At 42.8% G+C, this 24,707-nt stretch carries 15 protein-coding genes and 1 pseudogene; 8 read left to right on the plus strand and 8 right to left on the minus strand.

Features of this window, described 5'->3' with window-relative positions; translation table 11 throughout:
* Nucleotides 1-29 precede the first annotated feature (29 nt).
* From F9Y84_RS05805 to F9Y84_RS05830, 6 genes are all read left to right on the plus strand, one after another.
* Nucleotides 30-725: an ABC transporter ATP-binding protein gene (locus F9Y84_RS05805; protein WP_128731361.1), complete on the plus strand. Its 696-nt coding sequence runs from the start codon at nucleotides 30-32 to the stop codon at nucleotides 723-725.
* Between the two features lie 9 nt (nucleotides 726-734).
* Entirely contained in the window at nucleotides 735-2,096 is a 1,362-nt protein-coding gene (locus F9Y84_RS05810) for an ABC transporter permease (protein WP_147391154.1), read from the plus strand.
* 2 nt (nucleotides 2,097-2,098) lie between these two features.
* A complete protein-coding gene (locus F9Y84_RS05815; RefSeq protein WP_128731363.1) occupies nucleotides 2,099-3,319 on the plus strand; it encodes an ABC transporter permease in 1,221 nt (406 codons plus the stop codon).
* 61 nt (nucleotides 3,320-3,380) lie between these two features.
* Nucleotides 3,381-4,700 (plus strand): sigma-54-dependent transcriptional regulator, encoded by a 1,320-nt coding sequence (locus F9Y84_RS05820; RefSeq protein WP_147391153.1) that lies wholly within the window; start codon nucleotides 3,381-3,383, stop codon nucleotides 4,698-4,700.
* Nucleotides 4,697-6,034 carry a sensor histidine kinase gene (locus tag F9Y84_RS05825; RefSeq protein WP_147391152.1) on the plus strand — a complete coding sequence of 446 codons (1,338 nt, stop codon included), beginning with the start codon at nucleotides 4,697-4,699 and terminating at the stop codon, nucleotides 6,032-6,034. Before F9Y84_RS05820 ends, F9Y84_RS05825 begins: the two co-directional genes overlap by 4 nt.
* A gap of 350 nt (nucleotides 6,035-6,384) precedes the next feature.
* The gene (locus F9Y84_RS05830; protein WP_176031776.1) at nucleotides 6,385-6,825 is read left to right on the plus strand and encodes a hypothetical protein; all 441 of its coding nucleotides are present in this window, start codon (nucleotides 6,385-6,387) and stop codon (nucleotides 6,823-6,825) included.
* A gap of 57 nt (nucleotides 6,826-6,882) precedes the next feature.
* On the opposite strand, the pseudogene F9Y84_RS05835 reads toward F9Y84_RS05830, so the two are convergent.
* From F9Y84_RS05835 to F9Y84_RS05855, 5 genes and pseudogenes are all read right to left on the minus strand, one after another.
* Nucleotides 6,883-8,329, minus strand: a pseudogene (locus tag F9Y84_RS05835) (catalase).
* 417 nt (nucleotides 8,330-8,746) lie between these two features.
* The gene (locus tag F9Y84_RS05840; protein ID WP_147391412.1) at nucleotides 8,747-10,678 is read right to left on the minus strand and encodes a S41 family peptidase; all 1,932 of its coding nucleotides are present in this window, start codon (nucleotides 10,676-10,678) and stop codon (nucleotides 8,747-8,749) included.
* Between the two features lie 517 nt (nucleotides 10,679-11,195).
* A complete protein-coding gene (locus F9Y84_RS05845; protein ID WP_147391411.1) occupies nucleotides 11,196-12,905 on the minus strand; it encodes an AMP-binding protein in 1,710 nt (569 codons plus the stop codon).
* A gap of 406 nt (nucleotides 12,906-13,311) precedes the next feature.
* A complete protein-coding gene (locus F9Y84_RS05850; RefSeq protein WP_147390053.1) occupies nucleotides 13,312-16,485 on the minus strand; it encodes an efflux RND transporter permease subunit in 3,174 nt (1,057 codons plus the stop codon).
* A 4-nt stretch (nucleotides 16,486-16,489) separates the two neighbouring features.
* Nucleotides 16,490-17,665 (minus strand): efflux RND transporter periplasmic adaptor subunit, encoded by a 1,176-nt coding sequence (locus tag F9Y84_RS05855; protein WP_147390052.1) that lies wholly within the window; start codon nucleotides 17,663-17,665, stop codon nucleotides 16,490-16,492.
* 604 nt (nucleotides 17,666-18,269) lie between these two features.
* On the opposite strand from F9Y84_RS05855, the gene F9Y84_RS05860 reads away from it, so the two are divergent.
* Complete coding sequence (locus tag F9Y84_RS05860; protein ID WP_128731716.1) at nucleotides 18,270-18,872, plus strand: TetR/AcrR family transcriptional regulator; 603 nt, start codon at nucleotides 18,270-18,272, stop codon at nucleotides 18,870-18,872.
* Here the strand turns inward: F9Y84_RS05860 and F9Y84_RS05865 are convergent.
* From F9Y84_RS05865 to F9Y84_RS05875, 3 genes are all read right to left on the minus strand, one after another.
* Entirely contained in the window at nucleotides 18,856-20,700 is a 1,845-nt protein-coding gene (locus tag F9Y84_RS05865) for an ABC transporter ATP-binding protein (RefSeq protein ID WP_147390051.1), read from the minus strand. The two genes, F9Y84_RS05860 and F9Y84_RS05865, sit on opposite strands and share 17 nt — an antisense overlap.
* 370 nt (nucleotides 20,701-21,070) lie before the next feature.
* A complete protein-coding gene (locus tag F9Y84_RS05870; RefSeq protein WP_147390050.1) occupies nucleotides 21,071-21,517 on the minus strand; it encodes a DUF3010 family protein in 447 nt (148 codons plus the stop codon).
* Nucleotides 21,518-21,551: 34 nt separating this feature from the next.
* Complete coding sequence (locus tag F9Y84_RS05875; RefSeq protein WP_128731719.1) at nucleotides 21,552-22,541, minus strand: endonuclease/exonuclease/phosphatase family protein; 990 nt, start codon at nucleotides 22,539-22,541, stop codon at nucleotides 21,552-21,554.
* Nucleotides 22,542-22,776: 235 nt separating this feature from the next.
* Here F9Y84_RS05875 and thrS point away from each other — a divergent pair, with 235 nt between their 5' ends.
* Nucleotides 22,777-24,687, plus strand: a complete 1,911-nt coding sequence (gene thrS / locus F9Y84_RS05880; protein ID WP_128731720.1) for a threonine--tRNA ligase — start codon at nucleotides 22,777-22,779, stop codon at nucleotides 24,685-24,687.
* The last annotated feature ends 20 nt before the right edge of the window (nucleotides 24,688-24,707 follow it).

Here is a 24,707-nt window from a genome sequence, read left to right on the forward strand (position 1 = left end):
CATAAAATAAGAATGAGAAGGAATAAGTAATGTTAAAAATGAATGAAGTAAGCAAAATTTACCGCACTGATCTGATTGAGACCCATGCGCTGAGCAATGTGAATTTGAGCATAGATGAGGGGGAATTTATTGCCGTTACCGGTCCGTCAGGTTCAGGCAAAACGACTTTTTTGAATATTGCCGGTTTGTTAGAGCGCTTTGAACGTGGAGACTACTATTTAGATGGTGAAAACGTTGCCAATCTTAACGATAAAAAGCTGTCACAGCTAAGAAATGAAAAAATTGGTTTTATCTTTCAAGGCTTTAATCTTATCAGCGACTTATCTTTATATGATAACGTTGAAGTTCCTCTTATTTTCAGAGGAATAAAAGCCAGTGAGCGCAAAAAGCGCATTGAAGAAGCACTTGAGCTTGTTGGACTTGCAAGCCGCATGAAACACTACCCGGCACAGCTAAGTGGTGGGCAGCAGCAGCGTGTTGCCATTGCCAGAGCATTAGCTGGAAAACCTCGGTTCTTGTTAGCAGATGAGCCAACGGGTAATTTAGACAGCTTAATGGCAAGGCAAGTGATGGACTTATTACAAGAAGTAAACCAAGCGGGTACTACATTGATTATGGTAACGCATGACAATGAGCTGGCAAGACGAGCAGGTCGTAACATTCAAATTCTTGATGGCGAACTCACTGACATCACTAAATCTCAACTAACTGATCTGGCAGTGTAGGAGCAGGCAATGAAAGAATTAGTAATGTTAGCTTGGCAAGGGTTAAAACAAAAGCCCAAGCTCAGTGCACTGATGGTGATCAACCTAGCAGTTGGGATCACATTAATGTTAACGATGTCTGCTATTGTGAAACAAAGCAGTAGTGAGGTAATTGGCTACAAGGGGGATAGCTTATACACAGCTGGCCTCAACTATTTTGACGTCGATGAAGACGTAAACGACTTTAGGCAGTTTCCTCGTTGGACGTATCAAGATGCTCAGGCCCTTCAACAAGCGAATTTACCGTATGAATATGTATCGTTTAACTATACCACTGAATTTATCGTGGGGCTTGCAGATAATTCAGTTAGGCCAATAAGTGTTGAGGCGTCAGGTACAGATAGTGGGATGTTTAATGTGCTTGATGTGCCGTTTATCTATGGTACCGCGTGGAATGCGCAAAGCGAGAAAAGTGGCGAAGCAATCGCTGTTATCAGCAAACATGCCAACGATCACTTATTTGGTGGAGTAGACTCTGTAGGGCAGTTTATTCAGGTTCAGGGAGAGCAAATACGAGTTGCTGGTGTAGTCGACCTAACGCGCTATAAACGTCGCTTTCAAGATTTAAGTTTTAGTAATAATTATAATCACGACGTATTTATCCCTCTAAATTATGCTTATGCGCAAAACTTTCCGAGAACGGGACAGGTAACGTGTAGAACCGACGACTTATACACAACAATCAGCCCTCGTAGTGGCAGTATCGATATGCTGAAAAGTGCAGAATGTGGTTATTTGACGGTGTGGTTTCAATACCACAATGACGTAGAATTGGTGCAGTTGGCCGAATTAAAAACATGGTTGAATAATTATATTAAGCAGCAGCAAGCGCTTGGTCGTTTTCAACATAAAAACCTTACCGACTTTTATAGCATGGGCGAGTTGTATATTTTGATCCAGCGCTTTATGGCATGGGAAGCTATTTACCTGACTTTTTCTTACTTATTATTTGGTATTTGTCTAGTCAATACCGTTGGTATTCTGCTGGCTAAATTTCAAGCTAATCGCAAACTTATTTCCCTATATAGGGCACTTGGTGCCAACCAAAGCGTGATCATGATCATTCACTTTTTAGAGATTTTAATGTTAACCCTAGCTGCCATTGTCCTTGGGTTTATATTGGCGTTCGCAGGTCTTGAATTGATGTTCCATTTACGCATGTACCAAACTGACTATATGGCCATAGCAGAGCAAGTAAGGCAAATCTATCAGTTCGATAGTGAATTGGCGCTTGTGACAACGCTAGGTATTTTCTTGGCAGTCGGACTGTCTGGACTATATCCGGTGTACCGCAGTAGCCGCGTATCACCAGCATCGGAATTAAGGGGATAAACATGGCGATTAAACACATTCTAAGCTTAATTCTAAAGCAAAAAAGTATTGCGTTATTAATTATTTTACAAATAGCTATCACAGTGATGATTGTCAGCAATACCGCATTTATTAGCTACGCAACATTACAAAATTGGTTGATCCCATCAAAGCTTGAAGAGCGTCAAATACTCAATGTCACGACGCGGGTATTTGATACCTCAACCGATGTCCCAGCCCTAATAGAAAAGGACATTCAAGCGATTGAAAAAGTGCCTGGTGTTATTGCAGCGTCTTATGCTGGTCGAGAGTTGGTATTGAATAGCTTAGGCCCAGGATGGACTATTTTTAAAGACACCCAACCAGAAACTGACTACCGTGTATTTGGTTATTTTGGTCTTGATGAAAAAGGCGCAGATGTACTTGGACTTGAGCTTGTTGAGGGGCGTAAATTTTATGCCAGTGAATATATTAAAGGAGATGAAACAACCAAAAATGCAGGGGTTATGATGATAAGTGAAGAGCTAGCTAAGTCGTTATTTGGTGATAGCTCTGCGCTCGGTCAATCCGTGTACATTTCAAGGCAGCGCATCGCGCATCAAGTTATTGGTGTATATAAAGGCAAAATGCTGGGAGAAGGTGCAACGTATAGCCAACAGCCATATCATTCCGGAATTGTTCCTGAAGTTATTTGGGGCAATCGTCAGCGGGTAAATTACTTAGTCAGAGTCGAAGCTGGAGTGTCTGAGCGGGTGCTCGAAGACGTCGAAACCGCACTCTATCATACAGATGGGCGAATGGTTGACCGAGTCGAGTTTGTAGGCAGAGCTAAAAAACGTTTATGGGATGGCCGGAGCACCTTTGCGCTCACCATGGCAGGGATCAGCCTGATTGCTTGTGTGGTAACAGCACTTGGCATCGTTGCACTCGTTAGCTTTTCTGTTAGCTTACGTAAAAAAGATCACGGCATACTGCGTGCTCTGGGAGCTTCTAAAGGTCAAGTAATGTGGTCTTTAATAAAAGAAAATACAATTTTAGTCTTTATCGGTTTAGTGCTAGGCTTTGGCCTCTCGATTTTGCTTTACTATTTTTTGATGCACAACGTTCGCGTGCAAAGTGTGGTGGAGATCCCGTTATTAGTCGGGGTTGCTATTTTCACTTGGCTTGTAAGCACCCTTGCGGTGTACGTGCCAGCCAAAGAGGCGGCTAAAGTGTCACCGGCTCAAGTAACCAAATCGAGTTAATAATAAAAACAACAAAGCCCCGTATGGGGCTAAATCTATAAATTAGGATCAAAAAGCGTTCATGAGTGTATTGGTAATTGACGATAATCCAGATGTAATTCAAGCCATTAAAGTCCTTCTGTTGCTCAACGATATTCAGTGTGAAGGTGTCACTTCTCCGCAGCAAGGGTTAGAGATGGTGCGCAGTAAGCAATTCGACTTGGTCATTCAAGACATGAACTTTACGCGGGATACCACAAGTGGCGACGAAGGCAAAGCGCTGTATAAAGCGATTCGAGATATAGAGCCTGACTTGCCTATCATCTTACTTACCGCGTGGACAAACCTAGAAATGGCGGTAGAGCTTATTAAAGATGGTGCGGCAGACTACCTAGCTAAACCTTGGAAAGACCATAAGTTGATCACCTCAGTGAAAAATTTGCTCGAAATGCGTGAATTGCAAGAGCAGGTGAGTAGCGCGGCAAATCAGCGTAATGCGCGAGTGCAAAAATTAAAGGCACAATATGATTTGTGTGGTGTGGTGGTTGCCGATCCTGCCATGTTGAGCTTGCTCGAAATGGCAACTCAGGTTGCCCATTCTGATGCACCAATATTGATCACAGGACCAAACGGGGCAGGTAAAGAAAAAATTGCAGAAATCGTGCAAGCCAATAGCAGCTATAAACATAAGCCCTTTATTAAGGTAAATGCTGGAGCTATTCCAGCTGACCTGATTGAGGCCGAATTATTTGGGGTTGAAAGTGGTGCGTATACAGGCGCACAAAAAGCCAGAGCTGGGCGCTTTGAAGCGGCTGATGGCGGAACCCTATTTTTGGATGAGATAGGTAACTTGTCTTTGGCTGGTCAACAAAAATTACTGCGAGTATTGCAAAGCGGTGAGTTTGAACGTGTTGGCAGTACGGTGACAAAAAAGGTCAATGTAAGGGTAATAAGTGCTACCAATAGTAATTTACCAGAAGCTATCCGTGCAGGTGCTTTTAGAGAAGACTTGTATTACCGAATTAACATGATAGAGCTGAAGCTGCCGCCATTGTCTGAACGTAAAGAAGATATAGCCGAGTTGGTAGAACACTTTTTACCTAGCAATAAAACAATAAGCAACGCGGCAATGAAGCAGTTAAAGCATCATTCTTGGCCGGGTAACGTCCGAGAGCTAGAAAACACCATAGGTCGCGCAGTGCTGCTGAGCTCAGGACAAGAAATTGAATGCGCGCATTTGGCGATTCAAACGCCGCAGCATGGAACTGTACTTGAGTACACACAAGCAGATATTCAAGCAGCGTTAGACAGTGCGGATGGCGTTGTTAGTAAAGCTGCAAGAAAGCTTGGGCTAAGCAGACAGGCACTATACCGCAGAATGGAGAAGTTTGGTTTAAAATGACGGTATCTCTTCAAGCAGCAGTGTCTGCATGCGTTTTTATCTCATTGTTAGTATTTGCAAGTGTTGTTGGCTTTGCTTCGGCTTTATTGTGGCCTATCACATTATCGCTGTCAGCTGGGCTCCTTAGTGCAGCGCTTGTGGGACTATTAAGCGTTCAATATTGTATTGGACGCCAGCAGCGAATAATCGATTGTTTGACAAGTGGGCTTCGTAGCTTTAAAGATCAAGATTTCTCAATTCAAATTACCCATTTTGACAGCATAGAAATGGCTGACTTAATTCTAGAATATAATCGTTTATCGACAACACTAAAAAAGCAGCGCCACGCCACAAGCCAACGAGAGTTGTTACTCGATACGATTTTACAAGTGTCCCCGGTATCTATTTTGTTGCTCAACCAATTTGACCAAGTCATATACGCTAACGACAAAGCCGGAAAATTACTTAATAACAATAAGTCGTTAAGCGGCCTAGTGCTTCATCATGCCATTGCAAATGCAGACCCAAAGCTGCAAACTATTTTGCTACAAAAAGAATCCGGATTTGTGACTTTTCAAGCCAATGATGAAAAGCAAAGCTATTACTTTTCAAGGCAGAGCATAACGCTCAACCACCAGCCACATGTATTGTTAATGTGTCAAAACTTATCCAGCGAAATGAGCCGTCAAGAAGTGGGGCTATGGAAAAACGCCATTCGGCTGATAAGTCATGAGCTTAATAATTCATTAGCGCCCATTTCTTCGTTGACCAACTCGGCAAATACAATTGTAGAGCGCAGCGCCAAAGAGCAAAACCACGCCCTTATTCAACTATTGCCCGACATGCTCTCGACGATTAACCGCCGCACGGAAAACCTCAGTGAATTTGTGGCTAAATATAGCGAATTTGCAAGATTACCTGCGCCAAATATTACAGAGCAACCCTTGCAGCCTTTACTTGATACCGTTAGCAAACTTTATGACTTTACTTTGCTGGCTCCACTCCCTGTAGAAAGTGCCTTTTTCGATCCTATACAGGTAGAGCAGGTGTTGATTAATTTAGTTAAAAATGCGCATGAATCAGGGTCTAAGATAGATGAAATAGGCGTGAAGCTGCTGGTTGATTATCAACGACTCATTGTTGTAGTCGTGGATAGAGGGGCGGGAATGGAAGAAGAAAAGCTTGCAAATGCAGTACTGCCATTTTTCTCCACAAAACCAAGTGGTACAGGTATAGGGCTGAGTATTTGTAATGAAGTCGCCATTGCCCACGGTGGACAACTTAAGCTATTTAATCGCAAAAAAGGTGGCTTAATGGTGCAGTTTGATTTACCACTCGTCGCACCAAAAGCATAGCTTTGTAATGACACTTACCCATATCTGGTAGGAGCGGGTTCACCCCGCGATCTTTTAGGTTGTAATACCGCACCCTATGCCACGAAAATCTTTTTGCTCGGATAAATCAAGACCTACAAATAACAAGCTTCACAGGTTTAGCCTGTTGGCCTCACTTTCTGTTAAGCTCATATCTGGTAGGAGCGGGTTCACCCCGCGATCTTTTAGGTTGTAATGCCGCACCCTAAGCGGCGGAAATCTTTGTCGTGGTAAATCACGACCTACAAATAACTCCTGTTGAGCGCATATCTATCGACAGGCAAAGGCAGAGCAGCGATACTCAAGCAAATTGACCATATAGGGATATAAACTTGAACGCGCAAACTCAAACCAATAACTACTTTTTACTCTTTGCCGGCGTGTGTACAGCGATTGCCGCAGTGGCGCACATTGGCTGCATTATCTTCGGTGCATCTTGGTATCGATTTTTTGGTGCCGGCGAAGAAATGGCTACTATGGCCGAGGAAGGGCTTATTTATCCTCACCTTATCACTGCCGTTATCGCTACAATTTTACTGCTCTGGTCATGCTATGCGTTTTCAGGGGCAAAATTGGTCCGGCAATTACCTTTGATGAAAACCGCTTTATGTGTAATAAGTTTAATTTTCTTAATAAGAGGAGTTGGCTTTGTTTTTATCATGCCAACTATCCCTGATAACAGCATGACATTTTGGTGGGTGAGCTCCTCCATTTGCTTGGTCATAGGCGGCGCTTTTGCGCTTGGAACCAAAAAAGCTTGGTCAAAAATTTAGCCGTTTTAAAAGCCAGCACTTCAGGTGCTAGCTTTTATTCAGATTGGGGAGCTAACCTTATTGATCCAGTGCTGTTCTAACACCGGCTTCAAGTTCTTCGTGAACAGATTTAAATAACCCAAGTTGGCGTTCTATGATATGTTCAGGTACACCCGCCATCGCGCGCACTATGTTGCCGTACAAGCGCTGCTTTTGGGCATCATCAAATAGGCAATATAAAGCACGAGGCTGTGAAAAGTCATCATTATCTTCGCGGTGGTCGTATCTATCTGCCATTCCCTCAAGTTCAAGAGCTGGGCGTTTATACTCTGGACTCTCTTTTGGGCCTCCCATTGAGTTAGGCTCGTAGTAAGCATCTTCGTTGCCACCGGGTTCATTGTTAAAGAACCGCATTGCACCGTCTTTGTGGTAATGATGCACCGGGCATTTTGGGCGATTAACAGGCAATGCCTCATAATGGGTACCGAGTCGGTAGCGGTGCGCATCAGCATAAGAGAAAATGCGTGCTTGCAACAAACATTTTATCCGGAGAAAATCCAATTCCAGATACTACATTAGACGGACTAAATGCGGCTTGTTCTATATCAGCAAAATAATTGTCTGGTATGCGATTTAATTCGAGTGTACCAACATCGATGAGGGGAAAGTCGCCATGTGGCCATACTTTGGTTAGATCAAACGGATTGTGTTGGAACTGTTTTGCTTGCGCTTCAGTCATCACCTGAATTTTCATATCCCATTTCGGATAATTTCCGCGTTCTATCGCCGCTAGCAAGTCCTCTTGAAAACTCTCCCTGCTTTCGCCAATTACCGTTTTAGACTCTTCATCAGTATGATACTGGTGGCCTTGCTGGGTTTTCATATGGAACTTTACCCAAACTCTTTGGTTCTCTTCATTGATCAAACTAAAGGTGTGAGAGCCATAGCCATTCATGTGTCTCACATCCGTTGGCAAGCCACGATCAGACATTAAAATTAATACTTGATGCAGGCTTTCCGGTGACAGAGACCAAAAGTCCCATTGCGCGGTGTTAGAGCGCAGGTGAGTTTTTGGGTGACGTTTTTGGGTGTGAATAAAATCTGGGAATTTATACGGATCACGGACAAAAAAGACGGGGGTATTATTGCCAACTAAACCCCAATTACCTTCTTCAGTGTAAAACTTTATCGAGAAACCTCTTACGTCACGCTCAGCATCCGCAACCCCTTTTTCGCCAGCTACCGTTGAAAAGCGCATCAGAATATCGGTTTGCTTGCCAACCTCAGCAAACAGTTTTGCCTTGGTATACTGGCTTATGTTGTTTGTTACTGTAAATGTTCCAAATGCACCCCATCCCTTAGCGTGAACGGTACGCTCTGGAATCCGCTCTCTATTTTGATACGCCAGTTTTTCGATCAACTGGTAATCCTCAACCAGCAGTGGACCTTGAGGGCCTGCGGTCAAACTATTTTGATTATCGGCGATTGGATTACCTGCGGTGGTCGTTAATGAACATTTCGTCATTGCTCGTTTCCTTGTATGTAAAATATAGCGCTGAAGGGAGCAAAAACTAAGCCAGGTTAAAAATTTATACTTATCATTGGCTTATATTTCTAATTTAATCGTTATGGAGGAATTTACAGAGAAAAATTTTCATAGTGAAAGTTATTTTCCCAGTTAAGGGAAGTGGGATTTGCATACGGGTAAGATACTGTATAGTTGTCTGAAATGCAGCGGGTTACCCGCTGCGAGTTTAGGAATGAATGTTAACTAATACCAATTTGACTTAATACTTGCTCAATTTGAAGGAGTAAATCTGACGCTAACAGCGTTAAAAATTTCTCATTTAGAACAACTAAATAGCAAAATTTTTGCCTCGTTATCGACAAGATTTTCTCGCCTCAAAATAGACCACTTAGTTAAGCAAATTGGTATAAAAGCTTAGAAAAACCTTGTTGAATTCCATAGACGTGTTTTACCACTATCTAATCCAACAAACTGCACAGTGCCGCTGGTTACATCAGCTGGTAATGTGTAACTCAGTGTTTTAGCTTGTGCGCCATAAGCAAATGCAGGAATACGTTTTACTTTTGTGCCGTCAATATACACATCTACATATTCAGTATTTGTTACGTCAAAACTATACAGGCCATTCGTCTGCGCAATTGGTGCGAATCTATCAGACTCAAATACGACTGTTGCCTGAGCGGTTGGTTTTGCAAGCAACTTGCGGGCGATAGTGTTGAAGTCTTGCGTGTCGCCGTCAAAGATGTCTTCAACGTTATAGCTAACGAGTTCATCTGCGACACAGCCATAGTCTTCAATGAGTGCATTAATATGATGACCTTGACGTACAGATTGACGCCATGAGACTCGCATACTTTGCTCATAAGGAAGTGCTTGGTATGGCGCACCAACGTATTGTACAAATACATTGTGTTCAAGCACGTTCGCGCCACCAGCACCTGTGCGTTCATGTTGGCCAAATACCGTCGCGATGCCGTTATCCTGCATACCACATGTAAACATATCACCTGCTGAATAAGTGTTGGCATTGGCCCAAATGCCAACATTACCATAGTATGCTTGGCCAATTTGGTTGGCAGCGTCTTTGGTGATAAATGAAGTGGCAGCTGAATACTGCTCAGTCGTACCTTTAACATCAGCTAACACTTGGCGCCAATTGTCGCTAAGAAAGGTGCCAAATAGCGAGTTATTCAGAATATGGTGATTCTCATCTGTATTAATAAAACGTACGTGTGAAGGCGTTACGCGTTTTGGTGTAAACAACTGCAACAAGTAGTCGTTGTATACAATGTTACCACCTGGGTTACCTCGAACATCAATGATAAGCGCTTTGGTATCGTTAAGTTTATTATCTAAAAGATCAATAATAGCGACGAGCGCAGTGTTAACACCGTTTGTAGGTGAGAATGATGCGAGTTTTATGTAGCCTACTGACTCTCCGTCAACCTGTACTTTATTCCACGTCACGGTCGGCTCTGCGGTACCATTTGCAGCTAACGTAAAGGTATCATCTTGTGCTGCTGCTTCCAATTCTTTAAATGTCGCAAATTCATAGTTAATACTTTGAGTAAATTGTGCCGCTTCATCCTCAGCTGTGGCAGGCGCGCTGGGTTTTGAATTAAATACTAACCAAGGCACGTTAATGGAGTATGTTTCACCTGTTTCATAGGACTCAAGTGTAATCGTTAACGCATCTTGTTGTGGTGGGAAGTGTTTGTTATGTGATTTGATAGTTAACGTATTGACAGCCCCAACAAATCCGCCGTCAGGGTTGGCACCGCCACCTTTAAATAAATTATTGTTTACCGCTTCATTAATAGGCTGGCCATTGTAAGCGACAACCTTATCACCTAAAGATACAGAGGCAATTTCTGGCGCAAGTACGGTGTAATTTTGCCAAATGCGGTTTACGCGTACTTCTTTACTACCGTCTGCGCTGACTGTTTGGGCAAAGTGAACCGGTACAAACGAAATAAAGTTTTTCATTGGCGCTGGGTAGTTATAGTCCAAATGAAAATCTCGCTGCGACAAGAAGATTTGTTGCAGCTGCTGGTGGAATTGAGTAGAGCTCAAGTTCCCCATGTTGTTAATTAACTCATCAATTGCGACCACTGGATCTAAGTGGCCTGCTGGAGAGAGACCATAGTACAGGTTCTTGGCATATTTATTTACGTATAAACCGTCAAGTAGCAGTTTTGCTTGCTCAGCGACTAATGCTTTTTGCTCATAACTATAATCTTGAACGCTGATCTGGTTACGCGTGTCTTCAAGGTAAGAAATTTGTGCTATTGCACCCGATGTAAAGCTCAATGCCAAAACGCTGGCTACTGTTGATAATTTAAACATATTGTTATTTTCCTGTATGTATTAGCAAGACTGTTTTATATCTTTTGGGTACAAATGTCGATATAGTTTAAATAAAATGATAATAATTTATGGTTTTTACTGTTTGGTATTAGGTGTTATTTCTGATTATTCGCTTTTTGTCTGAAAGTTGATGGAATAACGTAATGGTTCCTTGGCAGGGGGATTGGCTCGCTACGTATCAAGTAACTTACTTGCTGTACAGAAAAGAAATTAGCTAACTCATGGTTTTAAATATTAGGCTAAATGATTTCCTTACTCAGCCTAAAAGTGCTAGGTGAGGATAAGCTAAATTTTCCGCTTTGCTGCCTATACGAATATCGGTATCTTGGCGATAGCAAAGGGGAGCTATCGCCAAGCTGCCTTGCCTCAGCATAGAAAGCTAAATTAAGTAAGCGAATTGGTATAACCGCTATTTGGAGGCTAGCTGCGCTAAAGGTGGTTATTTAAAAGCACTGCGCAGTTAGCATGAGGAGGTGTTGAATATTCCACGCTTTGACTATGCGGTTTGGTGTAGTTCTTGCTCCATCTGATCTCGCATTTTAAATTTCTGTAGCTTCCCTGTTACTGTCATGGGATAAGCATCTACCAATCTAATATGCTTTGGTATTTTAAAGTAAGCGAGCTTTTCTTTTAAAAATTCACGAATATTATCTTCAGAAATGTAGTGGCCGGGCTTGAGTTGCACCCAGGCACATACCTCTTCACCATATCTATCATCTTGAATACCAAATACAGCAGCGTCCTGAATGTCTGGATGGTGATACATTACCTCTTCAATTTCGCGAGGGTAGATATTTTCGCCGCCGCGAATAATCATATCTTTGATGCGGCCGACAATACTCACAAACCCTTGGTCATCCATAACCGCTAAATCGCCGGAATGTAGCCAGCCATCAGCGTCAATAGTCGCAGCAGTTTTTTCAGGGTCTTGCCAATATTCTTGCATTACACAGTAGCCTCTCGCACATACCTCTCCGGGCGTCCCAATGGGGGCGATATGTCCAAGTTCATCAATAATTTTAACTTCGGTGTGCGGCATGGCCCGACCGACAGTTTGGACGCGCTTGTCGATGGGAGAGTCAATTTCGGTAATGTTATTAATGGGGCTGCACTCAGTTTGGCCATAGCCAATTAGCACGTCAGTCATGTGCATTTGTGTTTGTACTTGGCGCATTACTTTTTCGGGGCAAGTTGAGCCTGCCATCACGCCTGTGCGCAGGGAAGACAAATTAAATTCGCTAAAATTAGGATGCTCTAATTGGGCAATAAACATCGTTGGTACACCATGAAGCGCAGTACACTGCTCCTGCTCGACAACCTGAAGTGTTTTTAACGGGTCGAAGCTATCGTTTGGAAATACTGCGCAAGCGCCTTTACTTAAACATACTAAGTTGCCAAGTACCATGCCAAAGCAATGATAAAGTGGGACAGGAATGCAAAGCTTATCTTGCTCTGTGAGTTTCATGGCATTAGCAACCAGTAGTCCATTATTAAGAATGTTTCGATGTGTCAGTGTGGCGCCTTTTGGGTTTCCTGTGGTGCCAGAAGTAAACTGAATATTGATTGCCTGATCTGCATTTAAGTTGGCTGCGATAGCGCTTGCTTCTAAATAGTGGACGTCACTTGCCATCTCTAGCAGAGTCGAAAAGTTGATGAGCCCAGGTTCACTACCCTCATCAATCAGTACAATTTGTTTCAAAGATGGTAGACGTTTGGAGATTAGCTCACCAAACATGCAGTCATAAGATTCTGGAGCTAGCTCTCTTATCATATCGACATAATGGCTATGCTTAAACGATTTTGCCATCACCAGCATCTTGCACTCTACATTATTGAGTACATACTCAAGCTCGCTTGGTCGGTAGGCGGGGTTTATGCAAACCATAATGGCGCCAATTTTGGCTGTTGCAAATTGTACCAAGCTCCATTCAAGGTTATTGGGAGACCAAATACCAACTCTATCTCCAGGTTGTATGCCAACTGCCAATAGGCTTGCGGCCAATTGATTGATTTTATCGAGATACTGGCGGTAAGTCAGACGAATTGATTGATGAGAAACAACAATCGCTTCTCTTTGTGAATGATTGTCGACAATGCTGTCGAAGTACTGTCCTGTCGTCAGATTGGTTAATGGTGTTGTTTGAGATCCTGTAAAGTAACTTTTTGTAAGCTTGTAGTTATCTAATTCTTTACTCTCTGTAGTCATGACTTGTCCTTGCTGTTGATCGGTAATTATTATCGTTATGTACATTCAGTGATAACGTAATTGTCGACAAAATCAAGTTTAATTGGATGAAAAGCATGGATTTACGACTAATGGATAGTAATAAAGCATGGGAGTAAAATAATAATAAGCTTGTTATTTAACCAGAGGTTTGGATAAGGAATATTCCAACTCATTGTTGCTAAAGCGCAACTTAGTTTTTCCTTGTCTAGTCTGAGAGGTTTGGGGATAGTAGGGCGAGGTAGCGGAGTTATCGACAAGATTTTCTCGCCTCAAAATAGATCACTTAATTAAGCAAATTGGTATAATTATCCGAAGCTCAGATTATTTAGTATAAAAAACGCCTGAGAGATTCAGGCGTTTTACTTTGGCTTGCGATTAAGGCGGGTTACACCAGCCCTTCATCTGTTTCTACATGCTCTTCTTTGTGGTGTTTGGCAATCTCATCTGAAAGCGCTTGTTTGGAGCGTTTTTCTGATAGTCGCCTTGCCATTAACCAATAGAAGAATAATGGTAAGAAAAATACCGCGAGGAAAGTCGCAGAGAGCATCCCACCCATAACCCCTGTGCCAACACTGTGTCTTGCTCCTGCACCTGCGCCTGAGCTCATCACCAAAGGAACAACACCAAGGATAAACGCAAGTGAAGTCATAATGATGGGTCTAAAACGTAGTCTAGCGGCTTCTAGTGCTGCAGTGGCAGGACTCCATCCTTCTTGATATTTCATCAATGCGTATTCAACGATTAAGATAGCATTTTTACTGGCAAGGCCAAGTAGCGTCACCAAACCAATTTGGAAGTAGACATCGTTGGTGAGTCCTGCAATCCAAATCGATACTAGTGCGCCAAAGGTGCCAAATGGTAGTGCTAGTATCACAGAGACCGGTAATGACCAACGCTCATAAAGTGCTGCGAGGATCAAAAATACCATGATCACAGCCATACCTAGGGCAATACCAGTGGTACCAGAGTTTTGCTTCTCTTGGAACGCAGAGCCTGTCCATTCGTAAGTCATATCTGGGGGGAGTACTGCATTAGCGATACGCTCAAATTCAGCAATAGCTTGTCCTGAACTGTAACCTGGCGCGGCTTCACCCATTAACTTCACCGCTGATAAATTATTATAACGGTTCATGGTTTCAGGACCTCGGCTGTATTCAATATCTGTAAAGGCAGAGATAGGAACCATTTCGCCACGATTGTTTTTCACATATATGCGTCCAACATCTTCCGGTGTCATTCTAAACTCGGCTTCTGCAGACATAATAACTTGCCATGCACGACCAAATTTATTGAAATCGTTAACGTAGTAATTACCCAAATTAGCTGCCAGAGCGTTAAACGCTGAATTGATATTAACTCCCATGGCACGGGCTTGTTCACGATCCATATGCACTTTCAACTGCGGCGCATCAGGACGCCATAGCGTTTGAATACCTGTAAGGATTGGACTCTTCTGGGCTTCAGCCATGATCATCTGCATGCCTTGCTTTAATTTAGCAGGATCAGAGCCGCCTTTATTTTGCAAGAAGACTTCAAACCCACCTGTAGTACCCAATCCAAAGATAGGAGGTGGATTAAAAGCAAGTACCAATGCTTCGTTGATGTGTGCGGTCTTCATAAATAGCTCACCAACAAGTTCTTTCGCTGACACGTCTCGCTCATCCCAATGTGTTTGTGTCACAAACATCGTCGCGGCGCTATTTTTGAAACCTCCGCCGATGAAGTCCATTCCCGTAAACGCCACAACGTTTTCGTTAGCTGGGTTTGATTTCGCAGCTGCGATGACTTCATTGGCTACTTTAGCGGTGCGCTCTAGTGAAGAGCCATCAGGTAAAAATACAGCAATCATGTAGTAACCTTGATCTTCGTCAGGTACTAAAGAGCTTGGTGTTTTTTGCCACAAAAATACCGTTGCACCAATCATGGCTGCCATCAATGTTAGGCCAACAAAACCACGGCGAACCATAAAGCTAACCGCACCAACATAGCGTCCGGTTACACGATGGAACCAGTCATTGAACCACAGGAAGAACTTGGCATCTTGTTTGTGCTCGTGCTTAAGCAGCAACACACAAAGCGCAGGCGTCATCGTCAGTGCAACCACACCAGACAAGCTAACTGAGATCGAAATCGTGATCGCAAATTGGCGGAATAGTTCACCTGTTAAGCCACCTAAAAAGGCGATAGGTACAAACACTGAACATAGCACCAGCACAATCGCAACGACAGGGCCACTTACTTCCTGCATGGCTTTAACCGCGGCCTCTCTAGCCTGTAAGCCTTGCTCGTGCATAATACGCTCAACGTTTTCAAGTACTACGATGGCATCGTCTACCACAATACCAATAGACAGTACCATGCCAAACAGGGTTAATGTGTTAATTGAATAACCAAGCATATAGAGACCTGCAAATGTACCAAGTAAAGATACTGGTACCGCAAGTGTTGGAATTAGCGTTGCACGCCAGTTTTGCAAGAATAGGTAGACCACTAAGAATACCAAGATCATTGCTTCACCTAGTGTTTTTAACACCTCTCGAATTGAAACTTCTACAAATCTTGTGGTGTCATAAGAGTTAACGTGAGCAAGACCGGTAGGGAATTGAGGTTTGATCTGTTCAATTTCCGCTTCTACAGCCTTTGCTACATCTAGTGCGTTTGCACCTGGTTGTAAGAACACACCGAGTAATACAGCCTCTTTAGCGTTGATAGTACCTTGGAAGTTATAGTCTTTTGAGCCTAGTTCCACGCGTGCAACATCTTTAAGGCGAAGTGTTGAGCCGTCAGGATTTGCACGAACAATGATATTCTCGAACTCTTCTGCGGTAGATAATCGACCTTTTGCGGTAACACTGTATACCAAAGACTGCGCGTCTTGAGAGGTTGGAGTTGCACCAATACTACCTGCCGCGTACTGAGAGTTTTGCTCTCTAATTGCACTGGCAACTTCATCCGCTGTAACTTCAAGCTGACTCATAATATCTGGGCGCAACCAAATACGCATGGCATAATCTTTAGCACCAAAGATCTGTACGTTGGTCGTTCCAGGAATTCGCTTAACACGGTCGAGGATATTCATCGTGACGTAGTTTGACGTCCAAAGACTATCTCGAGTTCCATCTGGCGAATAAAACGCATGAACTTGTAAGAAGTTAGAAGAGGTTTTCTGAACAACCACGCCTTGACGTCTCGTTTCTTCAGGTAGTCGAGCTTCAACCTGCTTTACACGATTGTTTACGTCTACCGCAGCCTGGTCGACATCTGTGCCAATCTCGAATGTCACCGCAATTGTTGTGACGCCAGAGTTGGTGCTTGTCGATGTCATATACATCATGCCCTCGACACCCGTTATGGCATTTTCGATAGGGGTCGCGACAGTTTGCTCTAACACATCAGCGGAGGCTCCAGGGTACACTGCTCGAACCTCGACTTGAGGTGGGGCAATTTCAGGGTACTGAGCGACTGGTAAGCTGCGCATTGCTGCCAGACCTGCTAGTACTATCACAATTGAAATAACAAAGGCAAAAATAGGCCTATTTATGAAATATTTGGAGAACATCAGGTTATTCTCCTTGCTCGCTCACAGATACCGGCATACCGGGGAAGAAAATTCTAGCCATCCCCTCGACAATCACAGGTTGACCTGTTTGCAGACCCTCACGGATCACCCACATATTTTCGTTGTTAAGTTTAACCCATTCACCAACTTTAACTGGTGCGGGTAGGGCAACGGTCGTACCTTGTTTGTTCTTAGTTGCAATGTATACAAACTTACCTGTGCCGTTATCCAATACAGCACGTTGTGGCAACACAATCGCATTGTTTCGTACGGCTCCAGATAACTTGACTCGTACAAATTGCCCCGGTCTTAGTTCACCGTTTTCGTTTGGGATGCGAGCTTGCAGTTCACTGGTGCCAGTAAAACGATTTACGCGAACATCGCTAAAGTTTACTTTACCCACTTGAGCGTATAACGACCCATCTTGAAGAATAATTGTGGTATCAAACTCATTGTGTTCTGGTAAAGACAATAAGCCACTTTCCACGTCTTTTCGCATCGCTAATTGCTCGCGCTCTGAAAAGCCAAAACGAGCGCGGATAGTGCTAGTATCAGTTAGCTCTGTTAACAATACGCTAGGTCCTGAAACATAACTGCCCTCAGACATCAGCTCTCGTCCAACAATACCCGAAACCGGAGCCTCAACTTTTGCGTATTCTAAGTCCAGCTCAGCTTCTCTTAATGCCACTTTGGCAGACTCAAGGTTTGCAATCGCAACATCATATGCTGAAACAGAGTTATCAAAGTCGCGTTTGGATACTGAACGCTCGTTTTTTAGTCGCTCAAGTCTGTCACGTTCGCGTTTAGTTTGCTCTACGTTTGCTTTTGCTGCTTGCAGTGCTGCTTTTGATTTTTCTACGGCTAACTCAAAAGGCTTAAGCTCTATGGTAAATAGCGATTGCCCAGATTTTACAAACTGGCCTTCTTCAAAATTTCTCGACTCGATGATCCCTGAAACACGAGAACGGATCTCTACTTCCTTATCACCGGCAAGCGTTGCAGGTAACTCGATATCAAATGGAACCGATTGGGTGGTAACTTGCTGCACGCTCACTTTTGCAGGAGGCATTGCATGGCCACCTCCTTGTTTTGGTGCTTCTGAACACGCGGACAAAGCGCCAAGCGTGAGCATTAAAAAAGATAGGTGTTTTGCACGACTACGTATTGATGTTGGATACATGAACACTCCAATTCCTATATTATCATTTTATGCTGCCCAGCGGGTTTACTGGGAATATCTTGCAATTTGCCTTTAATAACAAACAGTTGTCTATAATCACATAGGCAACTGACGCAATTCCATGTCTCAACCACACCAAAGTTAAGGCACTTTGAACGACAATTAAGCAAGTAAACGCTAGTGTATACTTAAAGAAATAAAAGGTAAACGACTCCGTGTACTTTTCTTTTGTTTAGGTATACGATCATGTGTACTTTTTATTAACGACTTTTTTGATTAAAATAAAGGGAATGTTGATTTATTACAAAGAGGGCTTATCTCTATATCAGCCTTACTTGGTATACAACTTACCATGTGATTTAGCAGCTAAATAACCTTTGCCCATTGGTGTGGGCGGTGCTTGAGCGAGTTTTTAGGTCAACTGTTACCATTTACGTTTTATCTGGTATTGATAATTCGTAAAATTCAGTAGTCAAAAATGCACAGGCTAACAAAATAAACCATGAGATACTGGCATCCTAAGTGATGACCTTTTGCTTATCCAAACGTTAGGTTATGTAGATGGCTCGCTTTTCCCACTATTAATTAAAGACAGAATAAGTAGATGACGCAACTTTCACCAAAACAGCAGTCAATTTTATGCGCAGCGATTGAAGAATTTGCGCAAAAAGGTTTACAAGCAACCACGATGGAGTCGATCAGCCAATCAGCTGAAGTATCCAAACGAACACTGTATAAACATTATTCAACAAAAGATGAATTGTTTGATGCTGTTGTCGAATTGTTGATTGAACGGATAAAACCTATAACGGCAATACAGTTTATTCCGAATTATGATTTTTCTGTGCAACTACAGCACCTCGCAAAAAGCGCGATGACGTTGTTAAATGATGAAGATTACATGCGCTTATCTCGAATAGTGATGATTGAATCTATGCGCAGCTTTGAACAAGCTCAGAATTTGAATGGCAAATTTAGCCATTGTGAAGCTGAAATGATCCAGTGGTTTGAGGATGCAGCAAATGCAGGCTGTTTAGGGGATTTTGATGCAGATCTTGCGGCCGCGTACTTCTGGGGAGCGCTCAAAAAGCTTGGGTACTGGGAGCGGGCGATTAAATGGCAAGCTCCACTTCCTGAAGCAGAGCTTGACATATTAGTTGAAAAGGCGGTGGCATTATTTTGTAACGGTGTTACTCAACGCCAATAAAGCCGCCTGTTTGGTGGGACCAAAGTTTGGCATAAATGCCACCCAAGGCTAGCAAGGATTGATGGCTGCCTTCTTCAACAATCTTGCCTTCGTCCATTACTATTAGTCTATCCATTTGCGCTATGGTGGAAAGACGATGAGCTATGGCGATTACGGTTTTGCCTTCCATCAGTGCATCTAAGCTTTCTTGAATTGCCTGTTCAACCTCTGAGTCTAACGCCGATGTTGCTTCATCTAATATCAAAATAGGCGCATTTTTTAATAACACTCTGGCAATAGCGATACGCTGTCGCTGGCCTCCTGATAATTTGACGCCACGTTCACCGACTTGAGCATCAAAACCTGTATTTCCATGACTATCTTCTAAATCTTGAATAAAGTCGTACGCTTGAGCTTCTTTTGTTGCTGCGATTAATTCTGCTTCTGAGGCATCTGGGCGACCGTAAAGAATATTGTCTCGCACGCTGCGGTGCAACAGTGACGTGTCTTGTGTCACCATGGCGATATAACGCCTCAAACTCTCTTGCTTAACCTCTGCGATATTCTGCTCGTCAATGTTAATGCTACCATTATCAGTATCATAAAATCTTAGTAATAGGTTGACGAGTGTAGACTTACCAGCACCTGAGCGTCCAACAACACCTATTTTCTCCCCAGGTTTAATATTGAGGTTAAGATTTTCAATAACATTATGCTGACGTGCAGCATCTTTTCGTTTATAAGCAAAAGTTGTGTTACAAAAATCTATTTTTCCTGCTTTAAAAGCCAATGGTGCAGCGGTCTTTTGATCGACAATTTCAAGTGGTCTAGAGAGAGTATTCATGCCATCTGCAACGGTACCTATATTTTCAAATAGGCCGCTAATTTCCCACATTATCCACTGTGCCATACCGTTTAACCGCAGCGCTAGGCCAACAGTTATGGCAATTGCACCAGCGCTAATGGCATTAAAAGACCAAAGATAAATAGACAACGCAGCAACCGAAAAAACGAGAAGGTAGTTTAACGTCTGAATACTTACATTAAGGCTAGTTGCTAAACGCATTTGTTTATAAACAGGCTGGATGAATACATCCATACTATCTTTAGCATACTCTTCCTCACGTTTAGTGTAAGAAAATAGCTTGACTGTCGAGATGTTGGTGTAGCTGTCAACAATTCGGCCTGTCATTTCTGAGCGCGCATCAGCTTGTTCGCTAGAGACTTGTTTTAGCTTAGGTACAAAATAGAACTGAAAGCCTATATAGCATCCAAGCCATACTATAAGTGGGATCATCAAACGCATATCACTACTGGCAACGAGCGCAAGCATAGCAGTGAAATAAACCAATATGTATACCAGTACATCAAGTAGCTTCATGACGGACTCTCGCACAGCTAGTGCTGTTTGCATTACTTTAGTCGCAATACGCCCAGCAAACTCGTCTTGGTAAAATGTCATGGACTGCTTTAGCAAATAGCGGTGTGCTTGCCAGCGGATCGCCATCGGGTAATTACCCAGTAAACTTTGGTGCAAAATTGCGCTATGGAAGAAAACGATCAACGGTAAAGCAACTAAGGTGACCAAAGACATTCTGATCAATTCGGTTTGTTTTTCAGCGAATAACGTTTCTGGCGTATAACTGGATAACCAATCAACTAAGTCACCCATAAAACCAAAGAGTGTAACCTCCAACACTGCTAATATCGCAGCACTAAGTGACATAAAGAAAAGCGGCCATCCCATACCTTGGGTATAAAAGCGACAAAATGCCAGTAAACCTTGTGGCGGCTGACCGACCTCTTGTTCTGGAAATGGGTTGGTAAAGCGTTCAAAAACTCGATACATGAATAATCCCTAAATTTGTTCAGTAGCTAGTCTACCTTGATAGTGCGCCATGCGCGAGTCACAGATTGGTGCTAAATTTGCACAAATAGCTTGTGATTTATTCATTTGATATTGGGACAAGGAGCTAGTTGACTTATCGTGTTACAAACTCAAAACCGGTTAGTGTGTGAAGCAAATTGCTGTGACTCCGTTGTGTTGCAAGCATTCATTATTACAAGTGTCCTAAAAATACTATTTAGCAGTCGAGCACAGAGTTTAGCTATCTTGAATTAATTAGGAAGAGAGTTGCAATGAAGGTGTCTGGTCTGTCGAGAAATGTTGGTAACGCAATAGGGTATAAAGGTCAGCGTACTGACCTTTATCGTTTTAGCTATTCATCTTTTGCGTATGTTTTACGAAGGATATAAACGTATGCATTAGTAAAAGCCTGCTCTTGGAACTTTTTTAATCCAGTATCTTCAAAGTCCACAGGAACAGGGTTTCTTTTTAGTTGCTCTTTTACTTCGTTTCCAGCGAGGAGTTGCACATCTACATCAGAGATAAGTTGGATAGCGGCTTCCATCTTAAACCCTGTGGCGCTACCTGCGAATTTACCTTTGTGCGGACGCTGGCGAATGGCAACAGAGTCTACGCCATAATCTTGTATTAGTTTTGCAAAGTCGAATTGAAATTTGCGCATTTCCTCAAGGTCAGCTCCTTGGTTGCCCAAAGTAAAGCGTCGCTGACGAATATCTCTGATATCAAAAACATCATCTTCTTTAGTTAGCAAACAAAGAAGCGCTTCGCTGCCAGAAATTTCAACCCCAAGTGTTCTCATTTTCGTGTCCAGATTATGCAAAAATTGAATTATCTCACAGTGTTATTTCTATTGCTATTGCTGCATGGTCAGAATAACAAATATCTTCATCTATACGCCTCGGATCTAGATGAGCATCATAACTATAGTAGTTCAGCGAGGTTACTTTTTGTTCCGCGCGATTGGGATTAAACTCTTTGGAGCATAAAATGTAGTCCAGCACATTGCCTTCCCCGCGATAGTAGTGGCTAGGCGGTTTTTTGCCGTTGCTGTTATCAGCGTAAAAAAAACTGTCAAATAATCCAACGCTATCAAAACTGCTATTTGCCAACGGCGGAAAAGCTTGAGTCATAAAAGACAGGGCAGGGTTTTCTAACGCATCATTAAAATCTCCCATTACTAATGTGGCTGCCTGTTTTTCGCGTTGTGTTTTCAAGGCATCGTAATAAATAATAGAGGCTTCTAGTGACCGAGATATTTGTGATTGCATTGTGCCTACAGTTTCATGTAATAGCGTCAATAGAGGGTCATCTTGATGTGATTCTCCCAACATGTGCGCCATGGAGTGAACACGTTGTGACTTTAGATGTATGGCATAACATGCGAGTAACCCAAATCCGGGAATATCAAATTTACATTTTATTGGCGTACGGTTGAACTTGAACTGATGTTGGTTATTTAGGTATTCAAGTAATTCAGGGCAAGGCTCAAGCGGAGCGAAAGACTTTATAGGTAACTTAGAGGCGATAGCGACGACAGGTTTAAATAGAACATTTGGGTAAACGTGGTCTGGACTGGGTGAGTCTACCGTGGCGAAGTGAACTAACCCTAAATCTTCACAAATTATCTGTAATGCGTCGGGTGTGAACACTTCTTGAAATACAATCACATCAGGATTGATATGTTGAATAAGACCGGTGATGAACTGGGTCTTAGTTTGCCATTGCGTGTCGTTATAATGCTCATGAAGTTGATAAAACGAAAAAGGTGGTGCTGTAAAATTCAATAGATTAAAGGTTGCAAATCGATATCGCTTTTTGGCCACAGAGTATCCCGAAATAGTTTTTGTAAATTAATAGATTAATTTTAGCCCTAGGCTTGCACTTAGCCAAGTTACACGCGAGAATAGTGTCTCTCATACGAAAGACCTTGAATGAGCCGCGATAAGTCGCGCAAGACAATGCTTATTCGTAAAAGCGTTGATAGGCACACTTTACATTTAAAATTAATTAAATACATGTGGCGCATTGTAGGTGTCACCACTGTAAATAGGATTTATCATGCCAGTTATTACTCTCCCTGACGGCAGTCAGCGTATTTTTGAAAACCCAGTAACTACTCTAGACGTCGCTCAAGACATCGGTCCAGGACTTGCAAAAGCAACTATCGCTGGTCGCGTCAATGGTGTGCGTGTTGATGCGTGTGACATCATTGAAAATGATGCTGCGCTTGAGATTATCACCGCTAAAGACGACGATGGCCTTGAGATTATTCGCCACTCTTGCGCGCACTTAATTGGTCACGCGGTTAAACAATTGTTCCCTGAAGCAAAAATGGCGATCGGTCCGACTATCGACAATGGCTTTTACTACGATGTTGATCTTGACCACTCATTGACGCAAGAAGACCTTGAAGCGATTGAAAAGCGTATGTTGGAACTTGCTAAGACCAACTACGATGTAGTGAAGAAAAAGGTAAGCTGGCAAGAAGCCCGCGACGCATTCGAAGCACGTGGTGAAACCTACAAGATGGAAATCTTAGACGAGAATATCGCTAAAGATGATAGGCCAGGTTTATACCACCACGAAGAATATGTTGATATGTGTCGTGGTCCTCACGTACCAAATATGAAATTCTGTCATCACTTCAAGATTATGAAGGTGGCAGGCGCATACTGGCGTGGCAACTCAGAAAACAAAATGTTGCAACGTATTTACGGCACTGCATGGGCAGATAAAAAGCAATTAAAAGCTTACCTTAAGCGTTTAGAAGAAGCTGAAAAGCGCGACCACCGTAAAATTGGTAAAGCACTAGATTTATGGCACTGGCAAGAAGAAGCACCAGGCATGGTGTTTTGGCATAATGATGGCTGGAGCATTTACCGTGAGCTTGAAGACTTTGTACGCGAAAAGTTACGCGAGTACCAGTACGAAGAAGTAAAAGGTCCACTGATGATGGATCGTGGTTTGTGGGAAAAGTCAGGTCACTGGGACAAGTATTCAGATGCGATGTTCACTACGGAGTCTGAAAAGCGTGAATATGCTATTAAGCCGATGAACTGCCCAGGCCACGTTCAAATCTTCAACCAAGGCTTAAAATCTTACCGTGATCTACCACTGCGTATGGCTGAGTTTGGTTGTTGTCACCGTAATGAGCCGTCGGGTGCACTACATGGTTTGATGCGTGTTCGTGGATTTACACAAGACGATGCGCACGTATTCTGTACAGAAGAACAGATCATGGACGAAGTATCAGCTTGTATCAAAATGGTGTATGATACTTACTCAACCTTTGGCTTTGAAAAGATCGTTGTTAAATTATCTACACGCCCTGAGAAACGCATCGGCGAAGATGAGATGTGGGATAAAGCAGAGGCTGCATTGGCAGATGCGTTGAAAGCAAACGACATCGAGTTTGAATATTTACCAGGTGAAGGTGCATTCTACGGTCCAAAGATTGAGTTTACTTTGTATGACTGTTTAGAACGTGCATGGCAATGTGGTACAGTACAACTAGACTTTGCATTACCAGGGCGTTTAGGGGCTACTTATGTTGCGGAAAATAACGAGCGTAAAACGCCAGTTATGATCCACCGTGCAATTCTTGGTTCGTTAGAGCGCTTTATCGGCATTTTAACAGAAGAATATGCGGGTCAATTCCCAACTTGGCTTGCGCCTAAGCAAGTTGTGATCATGAATATTACGGATAAACAAGCCGATTATGTTCACGAAGTTGTACAAAAGTTAAATAAACTTGGAATAAGAGCTTGCGCTGACTTGAGAAATGAGAAAATTGGTTTTAAAATCCGCGAGCATACTTTAAAACGTATACCTTATTTGTTAGTTGTGGGTGACAAAGAAGTTGAGCAACAAGAAGTTGCTGTTCGAACTCGCACTGGTGAAGACTTAGGTAAATTCTCGATTGACGATTTCATCGCGAAAGTTAGCGAAGAGATTAAAAATCGACTATAAATATAAACTTGCGTGTACTT

It is taken from the genome of Pseudoalteromonas peptidolytica, from assembly GCF_012641745.1.
Lineage (GTDB): Bacteria > Pseudomonadota > Gammaproteobacteria > Enterobacterales > Alteromonadaceae > Pseudoalteromonas > Pseudoalteromonas peptidolytica.